Genomic DNA, 19,870 nt, shown 5'->3' with positions numbered 1-19,870 from the left:
CCCGACCCCGACGGATCGAGGCCCATGCCGTACGCCCTCCCCCTGACCATGGCGCCGCCCTGGTGGTCCCGGCTGCTCGCGCGGGTGTCCCGTGCGGCCCGGGACACGCGCGTACCGGTGCGGGAACGCCATCTGCGGGCCGTCGGCGCTCCGTACGACGGCGAGCCGGCCCCCACGCTCACCGAGCTCTACCGGGCGCGGCGGCTCGACATGGTGCGGCTCGCGCTCTTCCTGGTGGACGACCTGCCGACCGCCGAGGACGTCGTGCAGGACGCGTTCGCCGCCCTGTGCCGCGCGTACGGCACCTCGCTCGACGGACTCCAGGACCCGGGGGCGTACCTGCACACCGCTGTCGTCAACGCGGCCCGCTCCCTGCTGCGCCGACGCCGTACCGCGCGCGCGTACACCCCGCCCCACCCGGGTTCGGGCGCGCCCGTCGACGAGGGCCTGCTGCTCGCCGAGGAGCACCGGCAGGTGCTCGACGCGCTGGCGGAACTGACGCGCCGGCAGCGCGAGGTGCTGGTGCTGCGCTACTGGTCGGAGCTGACGGAGGCGCAGATCGCGCAGACGCTGGGCCTCTCGCGCGGCACGGTGAAGTCCACCGCGAGCCGCGCCCTCGACGCCCTGGAGAGGCGACTGGAGAAGCGCCTGGACACGGAACCGGAGGCAGGCCGATGACACGCCCCGTGGAGGAGCGGCTGCGCGCCGCCCTCGCCGCGCGCGCCGCCCTCGTGACCTACCGCGACCTGCGCGGCGACGCGCCTCCGCAGGGGCGCGGCTGGGGGACGCACCGGGTCCGCGCGGTCGCGTTCGCGGTGCTCGGGGCGGTCGCCGCCGTGGCCGCCGCATGCCTGCTCGCACTGTTCCCGGACGGTCCCGCGGCCCCGGCCCCGGTGCTGCCCGCCCGTAGCCCGGTGATCACGCCGGCGCCGCCGGTGCACACCCCCGTGCCGCCGCTGCCCACCCCGGCCCCGAGCGGACCGGCCGTCACGGAGCCCCGGCCGGTGGGGTCGCCGTGACGCGGAGAAGGGCCGGAACCCGACGGGTTCCGGCCCTTCTCGGCGGTGCGCGCGACTACTGCTTCGGGTTGACCTCGTCCAGGCAGAGGACGAACTTGTCCGAGCCCAGCTGCTGCGCGAGCGCCGAGTGCTCCTCGCCGCAGGCGTTCAGGTCGAAGGTGTTGTCGACGACCTTGAAGACCTTGAACAGGTCGGCCTTGCCGGAGGAGCAGTCGACGGTGTCGACCTTGGGGTCGTTGTCGGGACCGGTGACGGTCACGCACTCGCCGGCCTCGGCGTGCACGGGGGCGTCGCCCGTGAGGTGCGGGAGGCCGAGCTTCACGGCGAGGCCGACGATGAGGACGACGACGAAGCCGCCGACCTTCTTGAGGAGCGCGCCACCCTTCTTCGCGGGCGCCGGGGCGGCGGGCTGCTGCTCGGGGGTGAAGGGAGCGGGAGGCGTCGTCATGGGGAATCCTTGCGAGGCGCGGACATGATCAGACGCGAACGTTACATGCACCAAAACAGGCAAAAAGGATCATGAAGATCCACTTCCCGATCAGTTGCCGAGTCGTGATCCTCTCGCCACCTCAAGGTCACGGACCGAGCCGGCGCTGATGGTCGAGCGCCCGCCGCAAGTCCACCGGAAGCGGGTGATACGGGCCGTACGCACGCTCCGCGTCGAACAGCAGCCGCTGGAGCTCCTCCTGACCGGCCGTGTGCTCGCCCGTCGCCAGGAGCAGCAGCCCCATCCTCTGCCGGATGTCGAAGGCCCGGGCCGAATCCCGCTCGTAGTACGGCAGGACGGCACGGAACTCCGCGAGCGCGGCGGCCGTCTCCCCCAACTGCTCCAGGCACAGCGCCGCGTCGTAACGGAACTGCAGGAACTGCGGGTCCGCCGGACCCGCCTCCGCGCCGCGCTCCTCCGCGAGCCGGCGCAGCTCCGGCAGCGCGCGCCGGTACTGGCCGTCGTCCATCAGCGTCGACGCGTACTGCTTGCGCAGGATCCGGACGACCGGTGACCCTTCGCCGTGCTCGGCCGCCGCCGCGGGCAGGATGCTGCCGAGCATGTCCACGGCCTGGGTGAGCGAGCCCTCGCCGAGCAGCCGCTTCACCTCCTCGACGGCAGCGGCCACGTCCGGACGCACGGGCGCCGCGCTTCCGTACACCCGGGGGTCGGTACGGGGGTCGGGCTGCGCGCGCGGGGGTGCGACCGGGACCGGCGGGACCGGGACCGGGACCGTCGCGGTCCTCACCGAAGGCCGGTCCGGCCAGGGCGCGTGCGGGCGCAGGAACGGCCGGGTCGGGTCCATCGGCCCCGCCGGGGCGCCGCGCGCGGGGAGCAGCGGCAGCAGCTGCTCGTACACCTCGTGGGCGCCGGACGGCCGCGCCTGCGGGTCCTTGGCGAGCAGCCGCAGGACCAGCGCTTCGAGTGCCTCGGGGACCTCGGGGCGCAGCCGGCGGAGCGGGGCGGGGGGCTCGTACAGATGGCGGTGCAGCACGCCGAGCGCGGTGGATCCGGCGAACGGCACGTTCCCGCTGAGGAGTTCGTGGAGCAGCACGCCGAGCGCGTACAGGTCGGTCGACGGGCCGACGGCGCCGCCCATGGCCTGCTCCGGCGCCATGTACGCCGGGCTGCCGATGGGCGAACCGGTCTGTGTGAGCCGGGTGGTGTCGGTGTCCAGGACGGAGGCGACGCCCAGGTCGAGGACGAGCACCGTGCCGTCCGGGCGGATCATCACGTTCCGCGGCTTGAGGTCGCGGTGCACGATCGGCACCGCGTGCACGGCGGCGAGCACCGCGCACAGCTGCGCGGCGACGCTGACCGCCCACTCCCAGGGGTACGGGTCGTGCTCGGCGAGGTGGTCGGCGAGGTCCGCGCCCTGCACGTACTGCATGACGAGGTAGAGGTCGTCGCCGTCGCTGCCCGCGTCGTGCACGGTCACGAGGCCGGGGTGGTCGACCTGCGCGGTCACCCGGCACTCGCGCACGAAGCGGCGCCGCAGCTCGTCGGCGGCGGTGGCGGGGCCGGTCATGGTGGCCGGCCGCAGCAGCTTCACCGCGACCCGGCGGTCGAGCCGCCCGTCGTACGCCGTCCAGACCTGCCCCATCCCGCCCTGCCCGATGACGGTGGAGAGCTCGTAACGCCCCCCGATGACCCGCCCGTTCACGCGCGACCGTCGTCTTCCCTCTTGTGCCGCAGCAGGTCGCTCAGCTCGTCCAGCTCGGCGCGGACCTGGTCGATGCGGTGCCCGGGAACGGCGGGCGGCTGGGGCGACTGGACGGCCGGGGGCGGGACGACCGGGCGGGCGTACGGGTTGGGGTTACCCGGGCTCGGGACCGTGACGGCGGCACCGGGGTCGTACCCCGGCGGGAGGAACGCGGGAGCCGTGGCGCCGGGCCGGTCCAGGCGACGGATCTCGGTCACCAGGTAGTACGTGATCGAGCCCGCCACCAGGGCGACCATGATGCCGACGGCGACGAAGGACTCCGTGGTCGTGGGCTCCTCGTCGCCGGTGACGCCCGCGTACGTGAAGAGACCCGACGCCACCAGGAACGTCAGACCGAACAGCACCCAGTCCAGCGCCCTGCGGGTGACGATCGCGAGCCGCAGCATCGGCGTCCAGGCCAGGAATCCGCAGCTCAGCAGCGCGAGGAGGGAGAAGAGGACGAGCAGCGCGATCCGGCCACCGGAGGCGGGGCTCTTCGGCGGCTGCGGAACCTGTGGGGCCTGCGGAGGGCCGTACATCCTGCTGCTCCTGCTCGGACGGATCCTCGGGACGGATCGGGGTGCGGAGACGAGCGTATACACCCATGCGGACAACGGTTCCGGGATACCCGGAACCGTTGTCGAAGCGATCAGAAGCGGCGCGGCCTCAGGGGGCGACCGTGCCGTCCGCCAGGCCGTCGTACAGGCCCTGGACCAACTGGTCGCCGAGGCGCGCGGCCAGCCGCAGCGACTCCTCGAACTCGGCGAGCGCCCGGAACCGCTCGCCGAACCGGCGCTGTTCGGCCAGGGGCATGCGCGGCAGCTGGAGGCGGCGCACGTCGAGCCGGGTCGCGGTGGACGCGTAGCTGCTGGCCTGCCGGGTGTTGGCGGTGGCCCGGAGGAAACCGGCCAGGAACCAGGGGTCGAGGGCCGCCGGATCGGGGCGGAGCAGCTGAAGGTTGCGGCCGAGCGCGGCTCCCTCGGCGGAGGCGTCGACGACCCGGACGGCGGTGACGCCGCCGAGGACCGGGACGACGACGTCCCCGGCCGCGAGGAGGACCGGCTCCTCGGGCGGGCCGTCGGGCAGCGTCCCGGAGGGCGGCTGGGCGGCGAGGACGTCGTGGTCGGTGAGGACGGCGACCGGGGTGGCGGCGGGGGTCGTGCCCACGCCGCCCGCGCGCAGGACCAGGGCGCCGGCGCGGGCCAGTTCGCCGACGGTGGTCGTGGGCCGGCCGGCCCCGGCGCCGACGGACGCCGGGTCGGTCAGCGGCGGCGGGGTCAGTTCGCGGGTCCGGTGCAGCGTCTCGGTCAGCCGCTCGCGCACCGCGGCCAGCTGGGCCACGCCCTCGGCGGCGGCCGGCGGCGGGAGACGGCGGGCGGGGGCCAGGTCGACGTCGTCGTCGAGGAGCTCGATGACCGGCACGGAACGGCTCGCGCCCGGGGTCCCGGCGAGGGTCCCGTCCCGGTCGAAGGGCGTCCAGGCGTCCAGGACGGCGGAGTGGACGGCCGGCCAGTCGAGCCGGTCGCGGCCCTCCCGGCCCGGCCCCGCCTGCTCGGAGGCGGCGTCGACGAGGAGGAGTTCGGCCGGGGGGCGCTCGCCCTGGACGGGCTTGCGCAGCACCCAGAGGTGGAGCGGGATGCCGTACGGCGGCGCCGCGCCGGCCGGGAGGGCGACGACCGCGCGCAGGGCGCCCCGGCGGAGCAGATCGGCCCGGATGCGGCGGCCCGAGCGGCGGGAGGCGGCGGCGGGGGGCATGAGCAGGACGGCGGTGCCGCCGGGGCGGAGACGGGCCAGGGCGTGCTGGACCCAGGCGAGTTCGGACTCCGTGCGGGCCGGGAATCCGTACTCCCAGCGCGGGTCGTAGGCCAGCTCGTCGTGGCCCCAGTTCCGCTCGTTGAACGGCGGGTGGCACAGGACGGCGTCCGCCGCCAGCGTCGGGAACGCGTCGGCGCGCAGGCTGTCGCCGGACCGGACGCGGATGTCGGCGTCGGTGGCGAGCGCCAGGCGCAGGGCGGTCAGCGCGGCGAGGTCGTGGTCGGCGTCCTGGCCGCAGACGGCGCCGGGACGCTCGACCGCGCTCAGCAGGCCGCCGGTCCCGGAGGCGGGGTCGAGGACGGTGAGCGGGGCGGCCTCGTGGCCCCGCCTCGGGGTCGCCGCGAGCGCCGCCATGAGGGCGGCGGGGCCGGGCGGGGTGAGCGTGTACTGCCGGGGGTTGGCGTCCAGGTGACGGCCGAGCAGGAACTCGAAGGCCCCTCGGACCCCGGTCTCGGCCGCGAGTTCGGCGGCCCCGCGCAGGAGCGGGACGGAGGCGGCGAGCGCGGGGGCCGTGGGGGTGAGGACGGCCCGCTCGGGGCCGAGCCGCTCGGTGAGCGTCTCCTCCAGGGCGACGGGCAGCACCTCCGCGAGCCGCACGTCGGGGAGCTCGGCGAGCGCGGGCCAGGCCGCGGACCTGTCCCGTACGAGGAGGAGGGCGCAGCCCGCGTGGACGAGGGCGGTGACGGCGCCGGCCGGGTGGCCCGCGACCTGCTGCCAGACGCGCTCCCTGAGCGGGACCTCGGCCAGCTTGCCCTGGGCGCGGAGCCATTCCTCGACGTCCGCGAGGGCGAAGGACGGGCTGGTCTCCGTACCGCCGACGGGCTTGGGGAAGTCGGCGTGACGGCGGCGCCAGTTGCTGACGGCGGCCCGGCCGACCCCGGCGAGCCGCGCGATCCCGGCGGCGGTCACCTCGGCGGCGGGCGTCTCCGCCGCGCCACCCGTCCGCTCCGCACCCGCCTCTGCTGCGTTCTCCGGCACGTGACCCAACTCCCCTGTGGCTCGCCCCTCTGACTGTGACACCAATCCTAACGAGGAACGCCCACTCCACCACTTCACAGTGTGAGTCGATCTGTTTTTCGTGAACCGTGTTGACTCGGTTCACAGGCTCTGCTGTGATTGACCCATCGCACCAGACATCGTCTTCGTCCGGGAGGACACACCCATGTCGTACGACACCCAGGTCCCGCCCGCCGCCCCGCAGGTCATGCGCAACGGCCTCGGCACCGCGGCCCTGATCCTCGGCATCATCGGCACGATCTCGGGCTTCATGCCGTTCCTGTTCTGGCTGGCCGGCATCCTCGGCGTGATCGCGCTGATCCTGGGGCTCGTCGGCAAGGGCCGCGTGAAGCGCGGCGAGGCGAGCAACAAGGGAGTGGCGCTCACCGGCGCGATCCTGGGCCTCGTCTCTCTGATCCTCTCGGTCGTCGGCATCGTCATCGTGGTCACGGCCGTCAGCGACGCGGTCGACCAGATCGACAAGGGGATCAAGGACTCGGCCCCGAAGGACCCGACGAGCAAGGCCCCGGCGGGCGACGCCGGCAAGGCCGACAAGAAGGGCCAGGGCCTGGAGGACGGCGACAGCTCCGTCTACGACGACGACCTCACGGTCACGGTCTCCGACCCGAAGCCGTACTCCCCCGACGAGTACGCGGTGGGCCACACCAAGGGCAACAAGGCCTACCAGGTCACCGTCGTCATCGAGAACAAGGGCAAGGAGAAGTTCGACACCGCCCTCGTCAGCCTGAGCGCCACCGCCGGCAAGAACGGCGTCGCGGCCGAGGAGATCTACGACAACAAGGTCGGCAAGGGCTTCGAGGGCACCATCATGCCCGGCAAGAAGGCCACCATCACCGCCGCCTTCGACGCCCCCAAGGACGCCAAGAACCTGACCGTCGAGGTCAACCCCGGCATCACGTACGACGCCTCGCAGTGGGAGCTGAAGATCGGCTGACCCGGGCCCGACACGCACCACAAGGACCGGGGCCCTTCGGGGCCCCACCCCCGCACCACCCCCTCGGAGAAGCTCCCATGCACGCCAAGCCCCGCACCCGTCGCACCGCCGTCACGGCCGTCCTGTGCGCCGCCTTCGCCCTCGGCGCCGCCTGCGGCCCGGTCGCGGACGACGCGAAGCCGGCCGGGCCCTTCGGGGGGATGACCGGTTCGCAGATCGTCGACAAGGCCTTCGCGGCGACGAGGGCGGCGAAGTCCGTGACCGTGGACGTCGACGAGCAGGGACCTGTCGATCCGCTCAAGGCCTACCTGTCCCTCGACACCCAGGGACGGTGCACCGGCACCCTGACCCTGGGCGTGGACCGCACGGTCGAACTGATCAGGCCGGGCGGCAAGAGCGTGTACATGCGCTTCGACGAGGCCTTCCTGCGCGAGCAGGTCGAGGAGGACGGCCCGGAGACACAGGACGCCATGGTCAAGGACCTCAAGGGCCGCTGGGTGAAGGGCCCCGTCTCCGACCCCGACAACCAGGGCATGCTGGAGCTCTGCGACCTGAAGACCCTCCTCGGCGGGTTCGAGCAGGGCGCGAGCGGGATCGTGAAGGGCGCCGAGACCACCGTCGGCGGGCAGAAGGCGCTGGCCCTGACCGAGCCGGGCGACGGCGGCGAGAGCAGCACCGTCTACGTGGCCACGCAGGGCACCCCGTACGTCCTGAGGATCGTCACGAAGGGCGGCGACGAGCCGGGGACGATCACCTTCTCGAAGTACGGCAAGCCGGTCGAGGCGAAGGTCCCGGCGGCGAAGGACGTCGTCACGACCGGCTGAGCGACAACCCACATACGTGAGAGGGCCGTCACCCGGGGGGGAACGGCCCTCTCACACGTGCGTCGGACGCGTCAGGCGATCCGGTGCCGGACCCACACGTTCGGCTCGACGTACACCGCGTAGCCGCGCGCGGCCTCGCAGTGGACCGGGACCAGGGCGCCCTCGACCTCGACCGGGCCGTCCGTGTCGAAGGGGAGGCCGGTCCACGTCCGCCACTGCTCCAGGGAGCCGGAGACCGTCATCGAGGCCGGGGCCACCGCCTCGATCACGCCGCCCGCGCGGACGTGGACGCGGAGCCACGGGTCGTGCGGCAGGCCGTCGGCCTCGCGCGTGCGGAAGGCGTACTCGTGGATGGAGGCCCGCGCCTCCAGGTGCTTGCCGTTGGGGCGGACCGGGGCGACGAGTTCGGCGTAGCCGAGCCGGCCGGCGTTCGCCCGCATGGCGGCGAGCATCCGGTGCGAGAGGCCCTTGCCGAGGTGGTCGAGGTCGACGGTGATCTCGATCGCGCTGACGGTGTCGGCCTCCCGGCCGTGCCGCAGGTCGGAGAAGGCCCAGTTGAGGACCTCGTCCCAGCCCCGGGCGGGCAGCTCTCGGCGGCCTTCCTCGTCGAGGCGGAAGGGCACGCTGAAGCCGCGGGCGACGACCGCGCCCGTGGCGTCGGTGGCGACGAGGACGTACTCCGGGAACTCCCGGACGATCCGGCCCATGTTGGCCCAGCCGACCGGGTCGTACATCATGAACTCGGGCCACAGGTCCTTCATGGACCACATCGCCCCTTCGAGCTCGGGTCGTTCGGCGAGGGTCGATATGTTCAGGTCCATACGGCCAGGTTAAAGATCGTTCACGGAGTGCCCAACCGTTTTTTCTACGGGAGCTTCTGCTGCGGGCAGGTGCCGAGGACCTTCTTCATCGCGTCCCGCTCCCCCTCCGTCACCCACACCCCGTACTTCTTCTTCACCGCGACCTGCCGGGCCACGTACGCGCAGCGGTAGGCCCGGTTCGGCGGCAGCCAGGTGGCGGCGTCGCCGTCGGACTTGCCGCGGTTGGTCGCCGCGTCGACGGCGAGCAGGTTGAGCGGGTCGTTGGCGAAGCGGCGCCGGGTCTCGCCGTCCCACTTCGACGCCCCCTTCTGCCAGGCGTCGGAGAGCGCGACGACGTGGTCGATGTCGACCTTGGAGCGGCCCCGGACGTAGCGGACGGTGGTGCCGGTGTACGGGTCGTCGGTGAGGGTCCCGGAGGCGACCTTGCAGTGGCCGTCCGTGAAGCGGACGCCGGTCAGGTCCCGCTTGAGTATGTCGTCGCGGGTGCCGCAGCCGTTGCCGTCGACGTCCGCCCAGGCGCGGCCGAACTTCTCCCGCTCGTAACCGGTCTTCGGGGCTCGGCCCTTGACGGTGAGGGTGTCCACGGCGGCGAGCGCGGTGCCGCGCGCGGCGGGCCCGTCGCCCGGGCCGCCGGGCGAGCAGGCCGCGGTGAGGAGTACGGAGACGGCGAGCGTCGAGGCGGCGAGGGTCCTTCGGTACGTCAGCACCCTCGAATCCTAGGCCGGGCGGTTACGTCACCTTCGTACCGATGCTCCCGGAGCGTCCTCAGCTCTTTCCGATGCCGAGGGTGTTCTCGCCGGGCAGCAGGCCGGAGCCGACGATCGTGAGCCAGGGGCCGCCGAGGAGGTCGGCGAGCCGGGCGGTGTCCTCGGCGCCGAGCGCGTCCCAGGGTCCGGCGGCCAGTTCGTCCGTACGCCGTTCCACCTCCGCGCGCAGGGCGCGGCCCGCGTCCGTGGCGAGGCCGGTCGCGTCCACGAGCCCTCGGGCCCTCAGTCGCTCCCGGGCGGCGTTCCAGGCGTCCGCGCTCCAGCCGCGGGTCTCGAAGACGTGCGCGGCCGCGGCGCCGACGGCCGCGAAGGAGACGAGCGACTCGGCCGGGTCGAGGCCTGCGGCGATCAGGGCGGCGATGTGGCCGTCGCCGCGGTGCTCGCGCAGGATCGTCGCCGCCTGCCAGAGGACGAGGTGCGGGGCCTCGGGCCAGGGCAGTTCGGCGTGGGCGGCGGCGAGCGGGCGGCCTTCGAGGCCGGCCGACCCGGCGGCGCGGCGGGCGAGCCCCGCCGCCTCGGCGAGCGCGGGGCCTTCGAGCACCTCGGCGCCGAGGAGGGTCCGGTAGCTCCGGTCGACGGCGCGGAGCCGGGCGGCGAGGACGTCGGCGGGGGTGGCGACCTCCCAGGCGGCGGGGACGTGCCGGGCGACCTTCTCGGGGCTGAAGCCGTAGAAGGCGGAGGCGACCCGGACCGGCCCGACGGGGCCGAGGGCGGCGGCGCGCCAGGCGAAGTAGGAGGGCCAGCGGTCGGCGGTCCCGTAGCCGAGGGCACCGGCCTCGTCGAAGGCCTCGGGGGCGTAGTAGAGCACGGAGTGCAGGGGTTCGAGCAGGTGCCACATCTGGCGTACGCGAGCGGTCTCCACGGTGTCTTCCTTCCATCGGCCCTCGAACTTGACACTGACAAGATTGCGCCCGCCCCGCCGAACTTGTCAATGCCTAGATTGCGGCTAGGCTGCTGCCATGACGAGCCGGAGCACCTACCACCACGGCGACCTGCGGCAGGCCGTCCTCGCCGCCGCACTCGACGTGATCGCCGCCGAGGGCCCCGGGGCGCTGAGCCTGCGCGACCTCGCCCGCCGCGCGGGCGTCTCGCACGCGGCCCCCGCCCACCACTTCAAGGACCGCACGGGCCTGCTCACGGCGATCGCCGCCCAGGGCTACGAGCTCCTCGCCGAAACGCTCGGGGACGCCCCCGAGCTGAGCGAACGCGGAGTGCGCTACGTACGCTTCGCCGTCGCCCACCCCGCGCACTTCCAGGTCATGTTCCAGCCGGAGCTGCTGCGCGCCGACGACCCGGACCTCCTCGCCGCCAAGGAGCACGCCTCCGCCGAACTCCGGGCGGGCGTCGCCGGCCTGCCGGACGTCCCCGACGCCCGTACGGCCGGCATCGCCGCCTGGTCGCTCGCGCACGGCTTCGCGACGCTGCTCCTGACGCAGAACGTGACGGCGGCGATCGGCGACCGGGACCCCGAGGAGTACTTCCGCTCGCTGACCGGACTGGTCTTCACGAACCAACTCCCCTCCCGGGGCGGGGAATAGCCCTCGTCAGCCCGTAATTGACCAAGACATGCGAACCTCGAACACCCTCCGCCGCACCGCCCTCGCCCTCCTCACCACCGGCACCCTCGCCTTAGCCCCCACCGCCCTCGCCGACACCGGCGGCCACGGACCGGCCTGGCGCGGCGCCTGGGCCGCGTCCCCGCAGTCGGCGACCGCGCCGTTCGGCCCCAACTGGTCACTGCGGGGCTTCGACCACCAGACGGTCCGCCAGGTCGTCCGCGTCACCGCCACCGGCACCCGGACCCGCATCGAGCTGACGAACCGCTACGGCACCGGCCCGCTGCGGATCGCCGGCGCGACCGTCGCCCGTACGGCCAAGGGCAGTGCCGTACAGCCGGGTTCGGTGCGCACCCTGCGGTTCGACGGCCGCCCGTCCGTGACGATCCCGGCCGGCGGAACCCTCCTCAGCGACGCCGCACCCCTCCCCGTCAAGGCCTTCGAGAACCTGACCGTCACCCTCTACCTCGCGGACGCGACCGGCCCGGCGACCTTCCACTCCTTCTCCTCGGCCACCAGCTACCGCGCCGAGGGCGACCACCGCGCCGACCTCTCCGGCGACGCGTTCGGGGAGACCAGCACCTCCTGGTACTTCCTCTCCGGCGTCGAGGTCACCGGCGGCCGCGACACCGCCCGCCGCGACGGCATCGTCACCTTCGGGGACTCCATCACCGACGGCGTCGGCTCCACCGCCGACGCCGACAACCGCTACCCGGACGAGCTCGCCGAGCGCCTCGCCGCCTCCGGCCGGTCCCGCGCCGTCCTCAACCACGGCATCGGCGGCAACCAGGTCGTCAACGACACCACCTGGGCGGGCGAGAAGGCCGTCGCCCGGTTCGAGAAGGACGTGCTCACCGAGAAGGGCGTGAGCACGGTCATCCTCCTGGAGGGCCTCAACGACATCGGCGGCAGCGGCCCGGCCTTCCCCGGCGGCCCGACGCCCGAGGTGTCGGTGGACCGGCTGATCGAGGGCCACCGCACCCTCATACGGCAGGCGCACGCCAAGGGCCTGAAGGTCGTCGGCGCCACCCTCACCCCGGTCGGCGGCTCCTTCTACGACACCCCGGAGAACGAGGCCAAGCGGCAGGCCTTCAACGCCTGGGTGCGCACCTCGGGCGCGTACGACTCCGTCGTCGACTTCGACCGCGCCGTCGCCGACCCGTCCGACCCGGGCCGCATCCTCCCCGCGTACGACTCGGGCGACCACCTCCACCCGGACGACGCGGGTTACCAGGCCATGGCCGAGGCCCTGGACCTCGACGCGCTGTAGGAGAGCCGTGGGGCGGCACCTCCGGGGTGCCGCCCCACGACCTCACCCTCCGAGGATCGTCGTCAGGAACTCGCCCGTCCACGCCAGGAGTTCACGGCCCACCACCGGCTTTCCGCCGATCTTGCCGGTCGTCGGGCGCGGCACCAGGATCTGGTGGACGGCCGGCTTGATGACCGTGCGCGGGTGGAGGCGCTTCAGCCTCAGCTCCTGCGACTCGCGCAGCTCCACCGGCGCGAAGCGGATGTTGGAGCCCTGGAGGACGATCTCGCCGACGCCGCACGCGCGCGCGAGCATCCGCAGGCCCGCGACCAGGAGCAGGTTCTCCACCGGCTCGGGCAGCTTGCCGTACCGGTCGGTGAGCTCCTCGCGTACGGCCCTGATGTCCTCCTCCGAGTTCGCGGAGGCGATCGAGCGGTAGGCCTGGAGCCGCAGCCGCTCGCCCGGCGCGTAGTCGTGCGGCATGTGGGCGTCGACCGGGAGCTCGATCTTCACTTCGAGGGGTGCCTCCTCCTCGACGCCGCCCTCCATCTGCGCCCGGTAGTCGGCGACGGCCTCGCCGACCATCCGCACGTACAGGTCGAAGCCGACGCCCGCGATGTGGCCGGACTGCTCGCCGCCGAGCAGGTTGCCCGCGCCGCGGATCTCCAGGTCCTTCATGGCGACGTACATGCCGGCGCCCATCTCGGTGTGCTGGGCGATCGTCGCGAGCCGCTCGTGCGCGGTCTCCGTGAGCGGCTTCTCCGGCGGGTACAGGAAGTACGCGTAGCCCCGCTCGCGGCCACGGCCGACGCGGCCGCGCAGCTGGTGGAGCTGCGACAGGCCGAAGTTGTCGCCGCGCTCGACGATGAGGGTGTTGGCGTTGGAGATGTCGATGCCGGACTCGACGATCGTCGTCGAGACGAGCACGTCGAACTTCTTCTCCCAGAAGTCGACGACGACCTGCTCCAGGGCCTGCTCGGACATCTGGCCGTGCGCCGTGGCGATCCGCGCCTCGGGGACGATCTCGCGGAGCCGGGCGGCGGCGCGGTCGATCGAGTCGACCCGGTTGTGGATGTAGAAGACCTGGCCCTCGCGCAGGAGTTCGCGCCGGATCGCGGCGCCGATCTGCTTCTCCTCGTACGGACCGACGAAGGTGAGGACCGGGTGCCGCTCCTCCGGCGGGGTCGTGATCGTCGACATCTCGCGGATGCCCGTCACCGCCATCTCCAGGGTGCGCGGGATCGGGGTGGCCGACATCGTCAGGACGTCGACGTTCGCCCGGAGCTTCTTCAGCTGCTCCTTGTGCTCGACGCCGAAGCGCTGCTCCTCGTCGACGATGACCAGGCCCAGGTCCTTGAACTTCGTCTCGGAGGAGAAGAGGCGGTGGGTGCCGATGACGACGTCGACCGACCCCTCCCGGAGCCCCTCCATGGTCGCCTTCGACTCGGTGTCCGTCTGGAAGCGGGACAGCGCCCGCACCTTCACCGGGAACTGCGAGTACCGCTCGCTGAACGTGCCGAAGTGCTGCTGCACGAGCAGCGTCGTCGGGACGAGGACCGCGACCTGCTTGCCGTCCTGGACCGCCTTGAAGGCCGCCCGCACCGCGATCTCCGTCTTGCCGTATCCGACGTCGCCGCAGATCAGGCGGTCCATGGGGACGGTCTTCTCCATGTCCTCCTTCACCTCGGCGATCGTCGACAGCTGGTCGGGCGTCTCCGCGTACGGGAAGGCGTCCTCCAGCTCCCGCTGCCAGGGCGTGTCGGGGCCGAAGGCGTGGCCGGGGGCCGCCATGCGGGCGCTGTACAGCTTGATCAGATCGGCCGCGATCTCCTTCACGGCCTTCTTCGCGCGCTGCTTCGTCTTCGTCCAGTCCGCGCCGCCGAGCCGGTGCAGGGTCGGCGCCTCGCCGCCCACGTACTTGGTGACCTGCTCCAGCTGGTCGGTGGGGATGTAGAGGCGGTCGCCGGGCTGGCCGCGCTTCGCGGGGGCGTACTCGACGAGCAGGTACTCGCGGGTCGCGCCCTGCACGGTCCGCTGGACCATCTCGATGTACCGGCCGACGCCGTGCTGCTCGTGCACGATGTAGTCGCCGACCTCCAGGGTCAGCGGGTCGATCGTCTTGCGGCGCTTGGCGGGCATCCGCTGCCCGTCCTTGCCGGCCGCCTTCTGCCCCGACAGGTCGGTCTCCGTCAGCACCGCCAGCTTGAGCGCCGGGTCGACGAAGCCGTAGTCGATGGAGCCGGTCGACACGTGCACGACGGACGGCGCGATCTCGGCGAGGTCGGCGTCGAGGCGGGCGGCGATGCCCTCGCCGCCGAGGACCTCGACCGTACGGGACGCGGGGCCGTGGGCCTCCGTCACGTACACCGTGCGCCAGCCGTCGGCCAGCCAGCCCTTGGTGTCGGCGAGCGCGCGGGCGGTGTCGCCGCGGTACGACTCCGGGGCGTGCATGCCGAGCGTCAGCGTGTCGGCCTCGGGGTCGACGTCCGCCGCGAACGGCGACACCGACCACCAGGCCATGCCGAGCTCGCTCGCCCGGTCCCGTACGTCCGCGATCCCCCACAGCGAGGCCGCGCCGACGTCGATCGGGGCCTCGCCGCCGCCGGCGGTGGCGGCCCAGGAGGCCTGGAGGAACTCCTGGCTGGTGGCGACGAGGTCGGCGGCCCGGGTCCGCACGCGCTCGGGGTCGCAGACGACGGCCATGGCGCCCTTGGGCAGGACGTCGAGCAGGAGCTCCATGTCGTCGACGAGGACGGGCGCGAGGGACTCCATGCCCTCGACGGCGATCCCCTCGGCGATCTTGTTGAGCAGCTCGCCGAGCTCGGGGTGCGCCTCGGCGAGCGCGGCGGCCCGCTCGCGCACCTCGTCGGTCAGGAGCAGCTCCCGGCAGGGCGGCGCCCACAGACCGTGCTCGGCGACCTCCAGGGAGCGCTGGTCGGCGACCTTGAAGTAGCGGATCTCCTCGACGTCGTCGCCCCAGAACTCGATGCGGAGCGGGTGCTCCTCGGTCGGCGGGAAGACGTCCAGGATGCCGCCGCGCACGGCGAACTCGCCGCGCTTCTCGACGAGCTCGACGCGGGAGTACGCGGCGGCCGCGAGCCCCTCGACGATCTCGTTCAGATCGGCGGTCTGGCCGCTCCGCAGGGCTACCGGCTCCAGGTCTCCCAGCCCCTTGACCTGCGGCTGGAGCACGGAGCGGATGGGCGCGACGACGACGGAGACGGGCCCCGCGGCGGGGTCGTCGTCACGGGGGTGGGCGAGCCGGCGCAGTACGGCGAGGCGGCGCCCGACGGTGTCGGACCGGGGCGAGAGCCGCTCGTGCGGCAGGGTCTCCCACGAGGGGTACTCGACGACCGTGTCCGGGTCGAGCAGGGACCGCAGCGCGGCGGCGAGGTCCTCGGCCTCCCGGCCGGTCGCGGTCACCGCGAGCACCGGCCGCCCCGAGTCACGGGCGAGCGCGGCCACGGCGAACGGCCGCGCGGCCGCCGGCCCGACCAGGTCCACGTGCGGCCGGTTCCCGTCGGCGGCGGCCTTCACCGCCTCGGCGAGGGCGGCGTCCTTGACGACGACATCGAGCAGACCGTGCAGGCTCATGGAGCTTTCCATCCCGGGTTCGGACGACGGGGGCGGGCAACGCGAACAGCCCGACACGTCGAACGGGCCGGGCGGTCCCGGGCACGTACGACCCGGTCGCCCCCAGCGTACGACGTGCCACTGTCACCCGCCCGAAGGAAGGGGGCGGCAGGAACCGTGACGGAGCAGGCCGCGGTCGGCTCGCCGCACTACGCTTTAGTCCATACTCCCGGTCCACCCCGCGCCCACCCAGCTGTGAGCCCTCCCCACGGTGAGAGGTCGCCATGGAAGCAGCCCGGCAGTACGACGTCCACGAGGCGAAGAGCCACTTCTCCAAGATCCTGGAAACGGTCGCCGCCGGTGAGGAGGTGATCATCAGCAAGTCCGGCGAACCGGTCGCGAAGGTGGTCCCGCCGGCCGGCAAGGTCCACCGGAGCGGCTACGGCTCCCTCAAGGGACTCGTCACCGTCTCCGACGACTTCGACGATCCCCCCGAGGCCTTCGACGGGGCCTTCGGAGTCGACGAGTGAACCCGTAGAACCCGAACGTGAACCCGTAGAACCCGAACGGCCCCGGCGGACCCGGCAGGGTCCACCGGGGCCGCACTCCCCCGTTCCTTCCCGCGCCGCGGCTACTCGCTCGCGATCGCGTTCAGGACGTTCATCCGCCCCGCCCGGAACGCCGGGACCAGCGCCGCGAACAGGCCCACGAAGGCCGAACCGATGAAGACCGTGACGATCGTCGGCCAGGGGATCTCCAGGACCCCGAGGCCCTCGAGCGCCAGGAGCTTCTGGGCGGCGGTGCCCCAGCCCATGCCCAGGCCCAGGCCCAACAGAGCGCCGAAGAGGGCGATGACGACCGACTCCAGGCGGATCATGCGGCGCAGCTGCCGGCGGGAGAGGCCGATGGCCCGCATGAGGCCGATCTCGCGGGTCCGTTCGACCACGGAGAGGGCGAGGGTGTTCACGACGCCCAGGATCGCGACGACGATCGCCAGGGCGAGGAGCCCGTACACGATGTTGAGCAGCTGCCCGACCTGCTTCTGCAGTTCCTCCTTGTAGTCGGCCTGGTTGCTCACCTTGTACTGCGGGTACGGCGCGAGCGCGTCCTTGAGGGCCTGGTAGGCCGGGGTCTCCTGGCCGTCCTTGGCACTGGCCAGGAGGAGCAGGCTGTTCGGCACCCGGTCGGCCGGCAGGTGGCGGGTGACGGTGGGGATGGCGGTGTACATCGCCCCGTTGTCGACCTGGCCGGTGTCCGCGGTGATCGCCGCGACCTTCAGCTTCGCCGTCCCGCCGCCCTTGAAGGCGACGGTCAGGACGTCGCCGACCTTGACGCCGTGCTCGGTGGCGTAGTCGCTGCCGACGGACATCGCGTCCTTGCCGTACGCGTCGGTGAGCGTGCCGGCGGTGACCTCGCGCCGCAGGTCCTTCACGTACGTCGGGTCGGTGGCGGCCAGGTCGGCCGTGGAGACCTTGCCGCGCGGGTCGGTGATCTTCGCGTCGACCCACTTGTACGCCGTGACGTGGTCCAGGCCGGCGGCCTTCGCCACGGCGGCCTGCGCCTGCGGGACGATCGGCTGCCCCGTACCGGACTGGACGATGAAGTCGGCGCCGACGGAGCGGTCGAGTTCCTCGGTGGCCGAGGCGACCATCGAGGAGCCGACGACGGAGAGGCCGGCGACGAGCGCGAGGCCGATCATCAGGGCGGCCGCGGTGGCGCCGGTGCGGCGCGGGTTGCGGAGCGCGTTGCGCTCGGCCATCCGGCCGACCGGGCCGAAGATCCGCAGGACGACGGCGCCGAGGGCGCGGACGACGCCACCCGCGAGGAGCGGGCCGACGACGACGAAGCCGAGGAGGGAGAGGACGACGCCGAGGCCGAGCCAGAGGGACCCGGGTCCGGCCTCCGCGGCGCGGGACGCCGCGACCAGGGCGGCCGCTCCGGCCGCCGTGAGGACGATCCCGAGCACGCCCCGCACCTTGCCGGCCTTGCCGTCGGCGGGGGTGCCCGCGTCGCGGAGGGCCGCCATCGGGGAGACCTTCCCGGCGCGGCGGGCCGGGACGTACGCGGCGAGGACGGTGACGACGACGCCGAGGGCGAGGCCGACGACCGGGGTCGTCCAGGCGACGGTGAGGTCGCGGGTGGAGAGCTCCATGCCCACCGCGGACATCAGCTTCATGAGCCCGACGGCGAGTCCGACGCCCGCGGCGACACCGGCGACGGAGCCGACGAGGCCGAGGAGGAGCGCCTCGACGAGGACGGAACGGTTCACCTGCTTGCGGCTGGAGCCGATGGCCCGCATGAGGCCGATCTCGCGGGTGCGCTGGGCGACCAGCATGGAGAAGGTGTTGACGATGAGGAAGATGCCGACGAGGAAGGCGATCCCGGCGAAGCCGAGCATCGCGTACTTCATCACGTCGAGGAAGCCGGCCATGCTCGCGCGGCCCGCGTCGGCGACCTCGGCGGCGGTCTGCAGCTTGTAGCCGCCGCCGAGCGCGGCGGCGACGTCCGCCTTGAGCGCGTCGTCGGTGACACCGGGCTTCGCGTCGACGGAGATCTGCGTGAACAGGCCCTCCTTTCCGAGGAGTTCGCGCTGCGCGGTGGCCGTGTCGAAGTAGACGAGGGTGGAGCCCGGGTTGGTGACCTTGAAGTCGACGGTGCCGACGATCTTCGCGGTGAGGTCGCCGGTGACGGCGATGGTGCGGAGGGTGTCGCCGATCTTCAGATGGTGCTTCTCCGCGGTGGCGCCGTCGACGACGACCTCGGTGGGGCCGCGCGGTTCGTGGCCGGACGCGATCTCCACCGAACGCAGCACGTTGGGCGTCCAGTTGAAGGCGATCGTCGGGGCGCCGCCGGTCGGGCCGACGTTCTTGTTGCTCGTGTCGACGACGGTGACGCTCGTCGACATGACCGTGCCCTGCGCGCGCTGGACGCCCTCGACCTTCCCGACCTGCGCGACGAGCGAGGCGGGCAGGGACTCGGGGCGGCCGCTCTGCGGGGTCTCGTCGCTGCCGCCCGCGGTCTTCGGGCTGACGGTGACGTCGGACGCGGTCGTCGCGAAGAGCTTGTCGAACGTCGTGTTCATGGTGTCGGTGAAGACGAGCGTCCCACTGACGAAGGCGACGGAGAGCAGGACGGCGACGGCGGAGAGCGCCATCCGGCCCTTGTGCGCGAAGAAGTTGCGCAGCGAGGTCTTGAGGACGGTCATGACGTCCGCCCGCGCGCGTCGAAGTCCTTCATGCGGTCGAGCACGGCGTCGGCGGTGGGCCGCTCCATCTCGTCGACGATCCGCCCGTCGGCGAGGTACAGCACCCGGTCCGCGTACGAGGCGGCGACGGGGTCGTGGGTGACCATGACGATCGTCTGGCCCAGCTCGTCCACGGACGCGCGGAGGAAGCCGAGGACCTCGGCACCGGCCCGCGAGTCGAGGTTTCCGGTCGGCTCGTCGCCGAAGATGATCTCGGGCCGGGCGGCGAGCGCGCGGGCCACCGCGACCCGCTGCTGCTGGCCGCCGGACAGCTGGTTGGGCCGGTGCCCCAGCCGCTCGGAGAGCCCGACGGTGTCGACGACCCGCCGCAGCCAGTCGGCGTCCGGCTTCCGCCCGGCGATGTCCATCGGCAGCGTGATGTTCTCGATCGCGTTCAGGGTGGGCAGCAGGTTGAACGCCTGGAAGATGAAGCCGATCCGGTCCCGGCGCAGCCGGGTGAGCTTCTTGTCCTTGAGGCCGGTGATCTCGGTCTCGTCGAGGAAGATCTGCCCGCTGGTGACGGTGTCGAGCCCGGCGAGGCAGTGCATCAGGGTCGACTTGCCGGAGCCCGAGGGCCCCATGATCGCGGTGAACCGTCCGCGGGCGATGTCCACGTCGACGGAGTCCAGCGCGACGACCCGGGTCTCCCCCGAGCCGTACGCCTTGACGACCTGACGCGCCCGCGCGGCGACGGCCGTCCCCTCTCCAGTACCCCCGTGCCTGGGGATGGTCAGAGCCGAAGTCACGGTTCTCTCCTCGGAGTGCAGTGCGGTGGGTTTGTAGGTCCCAGTTAAGAACCGGCCACCCCTGCTTCTCGTCCTCCGCCGGTACGAACGACCCCTGGCCCGCATGGGGGAGAAAC

The 19,870-nt window shown here is 72.9% G+C and carries 17 protein-coding genes; 7 read left to right on the top strand and 10 right to left on the bottom strand.

From position 1 onward, the window contains the following. Positions 1-24: 24 nt before the first annotated feature. Positions 25-678 carry an RNA polymerase sigma factor gene (locus tag GGE06_RS34545; protein ID WP_184932637.1) on the top strand — a complete coding sequence of 218 codons (654 nt, stop codon included), beginning with the start codon at positions 25-27 and terminating at the stop codon, positions 676-678. Further along, positions 675-1,019: a hypothetical protein gene (locus tag GGE06_RS43550; protein ID WP_116160584.1), complete on the top strand. Its 345-nt coding sequence runs from the start codon at positions 675-677 to the stop codon at positions 1,017-1,019. Before GGE06_RS34545 ends, GGE06_RS43550 begins: the two co-directional genes overlap by 4 nt. 55 nt (positions 1,020-1,074) lie before the next feature. Here GGE06_RS43550 and GGE06_RS34535 read toward each other — a convergent pair whose 3' ends face one another. From GGE06_RS34535 to GGE06_RS34520, 4 genes are all read right to left on the bottom strand, one after another. Further along, positions 1,075-1,467, bottom strand: a complete 393-nt coding sequence (locus GGE06_RS34535; RefSeq protein WP_116160583.1) for an LppU/SCO3897 family protein — start codon at positions 1,465-1,467, stop codon at positions 1,075-1,077. A gap of 127 nt (positions 1,468-1,594) precedes the next feature. Then, positions 1,595-3,169, bottom strand: a complete 1,575-nt coding sequence (locus GGE06_RS34530) for a serine/threonine-protein kinase (protein WP_116160582.1) — start codon at positions 3,167-3,169, stop codon at positions 1,595-1,597. Then, on the bottom strand, positions 3,166-3,747 hold the full coding sequence (locus tag GGE06_RS34525; RefSeq protein WP_116160581.1) for a hypothetical protein: 582 nt from the start codon (positions 3,745-3,747) through the stop codon (positions 3,166-3,168). Before GGE06_RS34525 ends, GGE06_RS34530 begins: the two co-directional genes overlap by 4 nt. A 127-nt stretch (positions 3,748-3,874) precedes the next feature. Further along, positions 3,875-5,932: an N-6 DNA methylase gene (locus tag GGE06_RS34520; RefSeq protein WP_184932661.1), complete on the bottom strand. Its 2,058-nt coding sequence runs from the start codon at positions 5,930-5,932 to the stop codon at positions 3,875-3,877. 253 nt (positions 5,933-6,185) lie between these two features. Between GGE06_RS34520 and GGE06_RS34515 the strand changes: the two genes are divergently transcribed. Continuing rightward, on the top strand, positions 6,186-6,974 hold the full coding sequence (locus GGE06_RS34515; RefSeq protein WP_116160580.1) for a DUF4190 domain-containing protein: 789 nt from the start codon (positions 6,186-6,188) through the stop codon (positions 6,972-6,974). A gap of 77 nt (positions 6,975-7,051) precedes the next feature. Beyond that, positions 7,052-7,798, top strand: a complete 747-nt coding sequence (locus tag GGE06_RS34510; protein ID WP_184932636.1) for a LolA-like protein — start codon at positions 7,052-7,054, stop codon at positions 7,796-7,798. Positions 7,799-7,869: 71 nt separating this feature from the next. Here the strand turns inward: GGE06_RS34510 and GGE06_RS34505 are convergent, their stop codons facing one another. The 3 genes from GGE06_RS34505 to GGE06_RS34495 are packed head-to-tail and all read right to left on the bottom strand — an operon-like array spanning position 7,870 to position 10,224. Further along, positions 7,870-8,619 carry an N-acetyltransferase gene (locus GGE06_RS34505; RefSeq protein WP_116160578.1) on the bottom strand — a complete coding sequence of 250 codons (750 nt, stop codon included), beginning with the start codon at positions 8,617-8,619 and terminating at the stop codon, positions 7,870-7,872. Positions 8,620-8,663: 44 nt separating this feature from the next. Further along, positions 8,664-9,326 carry an HNH endonuclease family protein gene (locus GGE06_RS34500; RefSeq protein WP_181924617.1) on the bottom strand — a complete coding sequence of 221 codons (663 nt, stop codon included), beginning with the start codon at positions 9,324-9,326 and terminating at the stop codon, positions 8,664-8,666. Between the two features lie 58 nt (positions 9,327-9,384). Beyond that, the gene (locus tag GGE06_RS34495) at positions 9,385-10,224 is read right to left on the bottom strand and encodes an SCO6745 family protein (protein WP_116160577.1); all 840 of its coding nucleotides are present in this window, start codon (positions 10,222-10,224) and stop codon (positions 9,385-9,387) included. Positions 10,225-10,345: 121 nt separating this feature from the next. Between GGE06_RS34495 and GGE06_RS34490 the strand changes: the two genes are divergently transcribed. Both GGE06_RS34490 and GGE06_RS34485 read left to right on the top strand, forming a co-directional pair. Next, positions 10,346-10,924 (top strand): TetR/AcrR family transcriptional regulator, encoded by a 579-nt coding sequence (locus GGE06_RS34490; protein ID WP_184932635.1) that lies wholly within the window; start codon positions 10,346-10,348, stop codon positions 10,922-10,924. Between the two features lie 28 nt (positions 10,925-10,952). After that, positions 10,953-12,212 (top strand): SGNH/GDSL hydrolase family protein, encoded by a 1,260-nt coding sequence (locus GGE06_RS34485; RefSeq protein ID WP_184932634.1) that lies wholly within the window; start codon positions 10,953-10,955, stop codon positions 12,210-12,212. 42 nt (positions 12,213-12,254) lie between these two features. Here GGE06_RS34485 and mfd read toward each other — a convergent pair whose 3' ends face one another. Next, a complete protein-coding gene (mfd, locus tag GGE06_RS34480) occupies positions 12,255-15,785 on the bottom strand; it encodes a transcription-repair coupling factor (protein WP_184932633.1) in 3,531 nt (1,176 codons plus the stop codon). Between the two features lie 263 nt (positions 15,786-16,048). Here mfd and GGE06_RS34475 point away from each other — a divergent pair, with 263 nt between their 5' ends. Then, on the top strand, positions 16,049-16,294 hold the full coding sequence (locus GGE06_RS34475; protein WP_116160573.1) for a type II toxin-antitoxin system Phd/YefM family antitoxin: 246 nt from the start codon (positions 16,049-16,051) through the stop codon (positions 16,292-16,294). A gap of 101 nt (positions 16,295-16,395) precedes the next feature. On the opposite strand, the gene GGE06_RS34470 is transcribed toward GGE06_RS34475, so the two are convergent. Both GGE06_RS34470 and GGE06_RS34465 read right to left on the bottom strand, forming a co-directional pair. Then, the gene (locus GGE06_RS34470; protein ID WP_184932632.1) at positions 16,396-18,969 is read right to left on the bottom strand and encodes an ABC transporter permease; all 2,574 of its coding nucleotides are present in this window, start codon (positions 18,967-18,969) and stop codon (positions 16,396-16,398) included. After that, the gene (locus GGE06_RS34465) at positions 18,966-19,754 is read right to left on the bottom strand and encodes an ABC transporter ATP-binding protein (protein ID WP_116160571.1); all 789 of its coding nucleotides are present in this window, start codon (positions 19,752-19,754) and stop codon (positions 18,966-18,968) included. The genes GGE06_RS34470 and GGE06_RS34465 overlap by 4 nt, the downstream gene beginning before the upstream one ends. Between the last annotated feature and the right edge of the window lie 116 nt (positions 19,755-19,870).

It is taken from the genome of Streptomyces nymphaeiformis (assembly GCF_014203895.1).
GTDB lineage: Bacteria > Actinomycetota > Actinomycetes > Streptomycetales > Streptomycetaceae > Streptomyces > Streptomyces nymphaeiformis.
The sequence above is the reverse complement of the archived record's forward strand: the minus strand, read 5'-3'. Positions and strand labels throughout refer to the sequence as shown.

Excerpts from the sequence above, each read along its gene's own strand:
- GGE06_RS34470 (WP_184932632.1), bottom strand. The coding sequence starts at position 18,969 with ATGACCGTCCTCAAGACCTCGCTGCGCAACTTCTTCGCGCACAAGGGC.
- GGE06_RS34505 (WP_116160578.1), bottom strand. The coding sequence starts at position 8,619 with ATGGACCTGAACATATCGACCCTCGCCGAACGACCCGAGCTCGAAGGG.
- GGE06_RS34485 (WP_184932634.1), top strand. The coding sequence starts at position 10,953 with ATGCGAACCTCGAACACCCTCCGCCGCACCGCCCTCGCCCTCCTCACC.
- GGE06_RS43550 (WP_116160584.1), top strand. The coding sequence starts at position 675 with ATGACACGCCCCGTGGAGGAGCGGCTGCGCGCCGCCCTCGCCGCGCGC.
- GGE06_RS34495 (WP_116160577.1), bottom strand. The coding sequence starts at position 10,224 with ATGTGGCACCTGCTCGAACCCCTGCACTCCGTGCTCTACTACGCCCCC.
- GGE06_RS34510 (WP_184932636.1), top strand. The coding sequence starts at position 7,052 with ATGCACGCCAAGCCCCGCACCCGTCGCACCGCCGTCACGGCCGTCCTG.
- GGE06_RS34475 (WP_116160573.1), top strand. The coding sequence starts at position 16,049 with ATGGAAGCAGCCCGGCAGTACGACGTCCACGAGGCGAAGAGCCACTTC.
- GGE06_RS34515 (WP_116160580.1), top strand. The coding sequence starts at position 6,186 with ATGTCGTACGACACCCAGGTCCCGCCCGCCGCCCCGCAGGTCATGCGC.
- GGE06_RS34535 (WP_116160583.1), bottom strand. The coding sequence starts at position 1,467 with ATGACGACGCCTCCCGCTCCCTTCACCCCCGAGCAGCAGCCCGCCGCC.
- mfd (WP_184932633.1), bottom strand. The coding sequence starts at position 15,785 with ATGAGCCTGCACGGTCTGCTCGATGTCGTCGTCAAGGACGCCGCCCTC.
- GGE06_RS34490 (WP_184932635.1), top strand. The coding sequence starts at position 10,346 with ATGACGAGCCGGAGCACCTACCACCACGGCGACCTGCGGCAGGCCGTC.
- GGE06_RS34545 (WP_184932637.1), top strand. The coding sequence starts at position 25 with ATGCCGTACGCCCTCCCCCTGACCATGGCGCCGCCCTGGTGGTCCCGG.
- GGE06_RS34525 (WP_116160581.1), bottom strand. The coding sequence starts at position 3,747 with ATGTACGGCCCTCCGCAGGCCCCACAGGTTCCGCAGCCGCCGAAGAGC.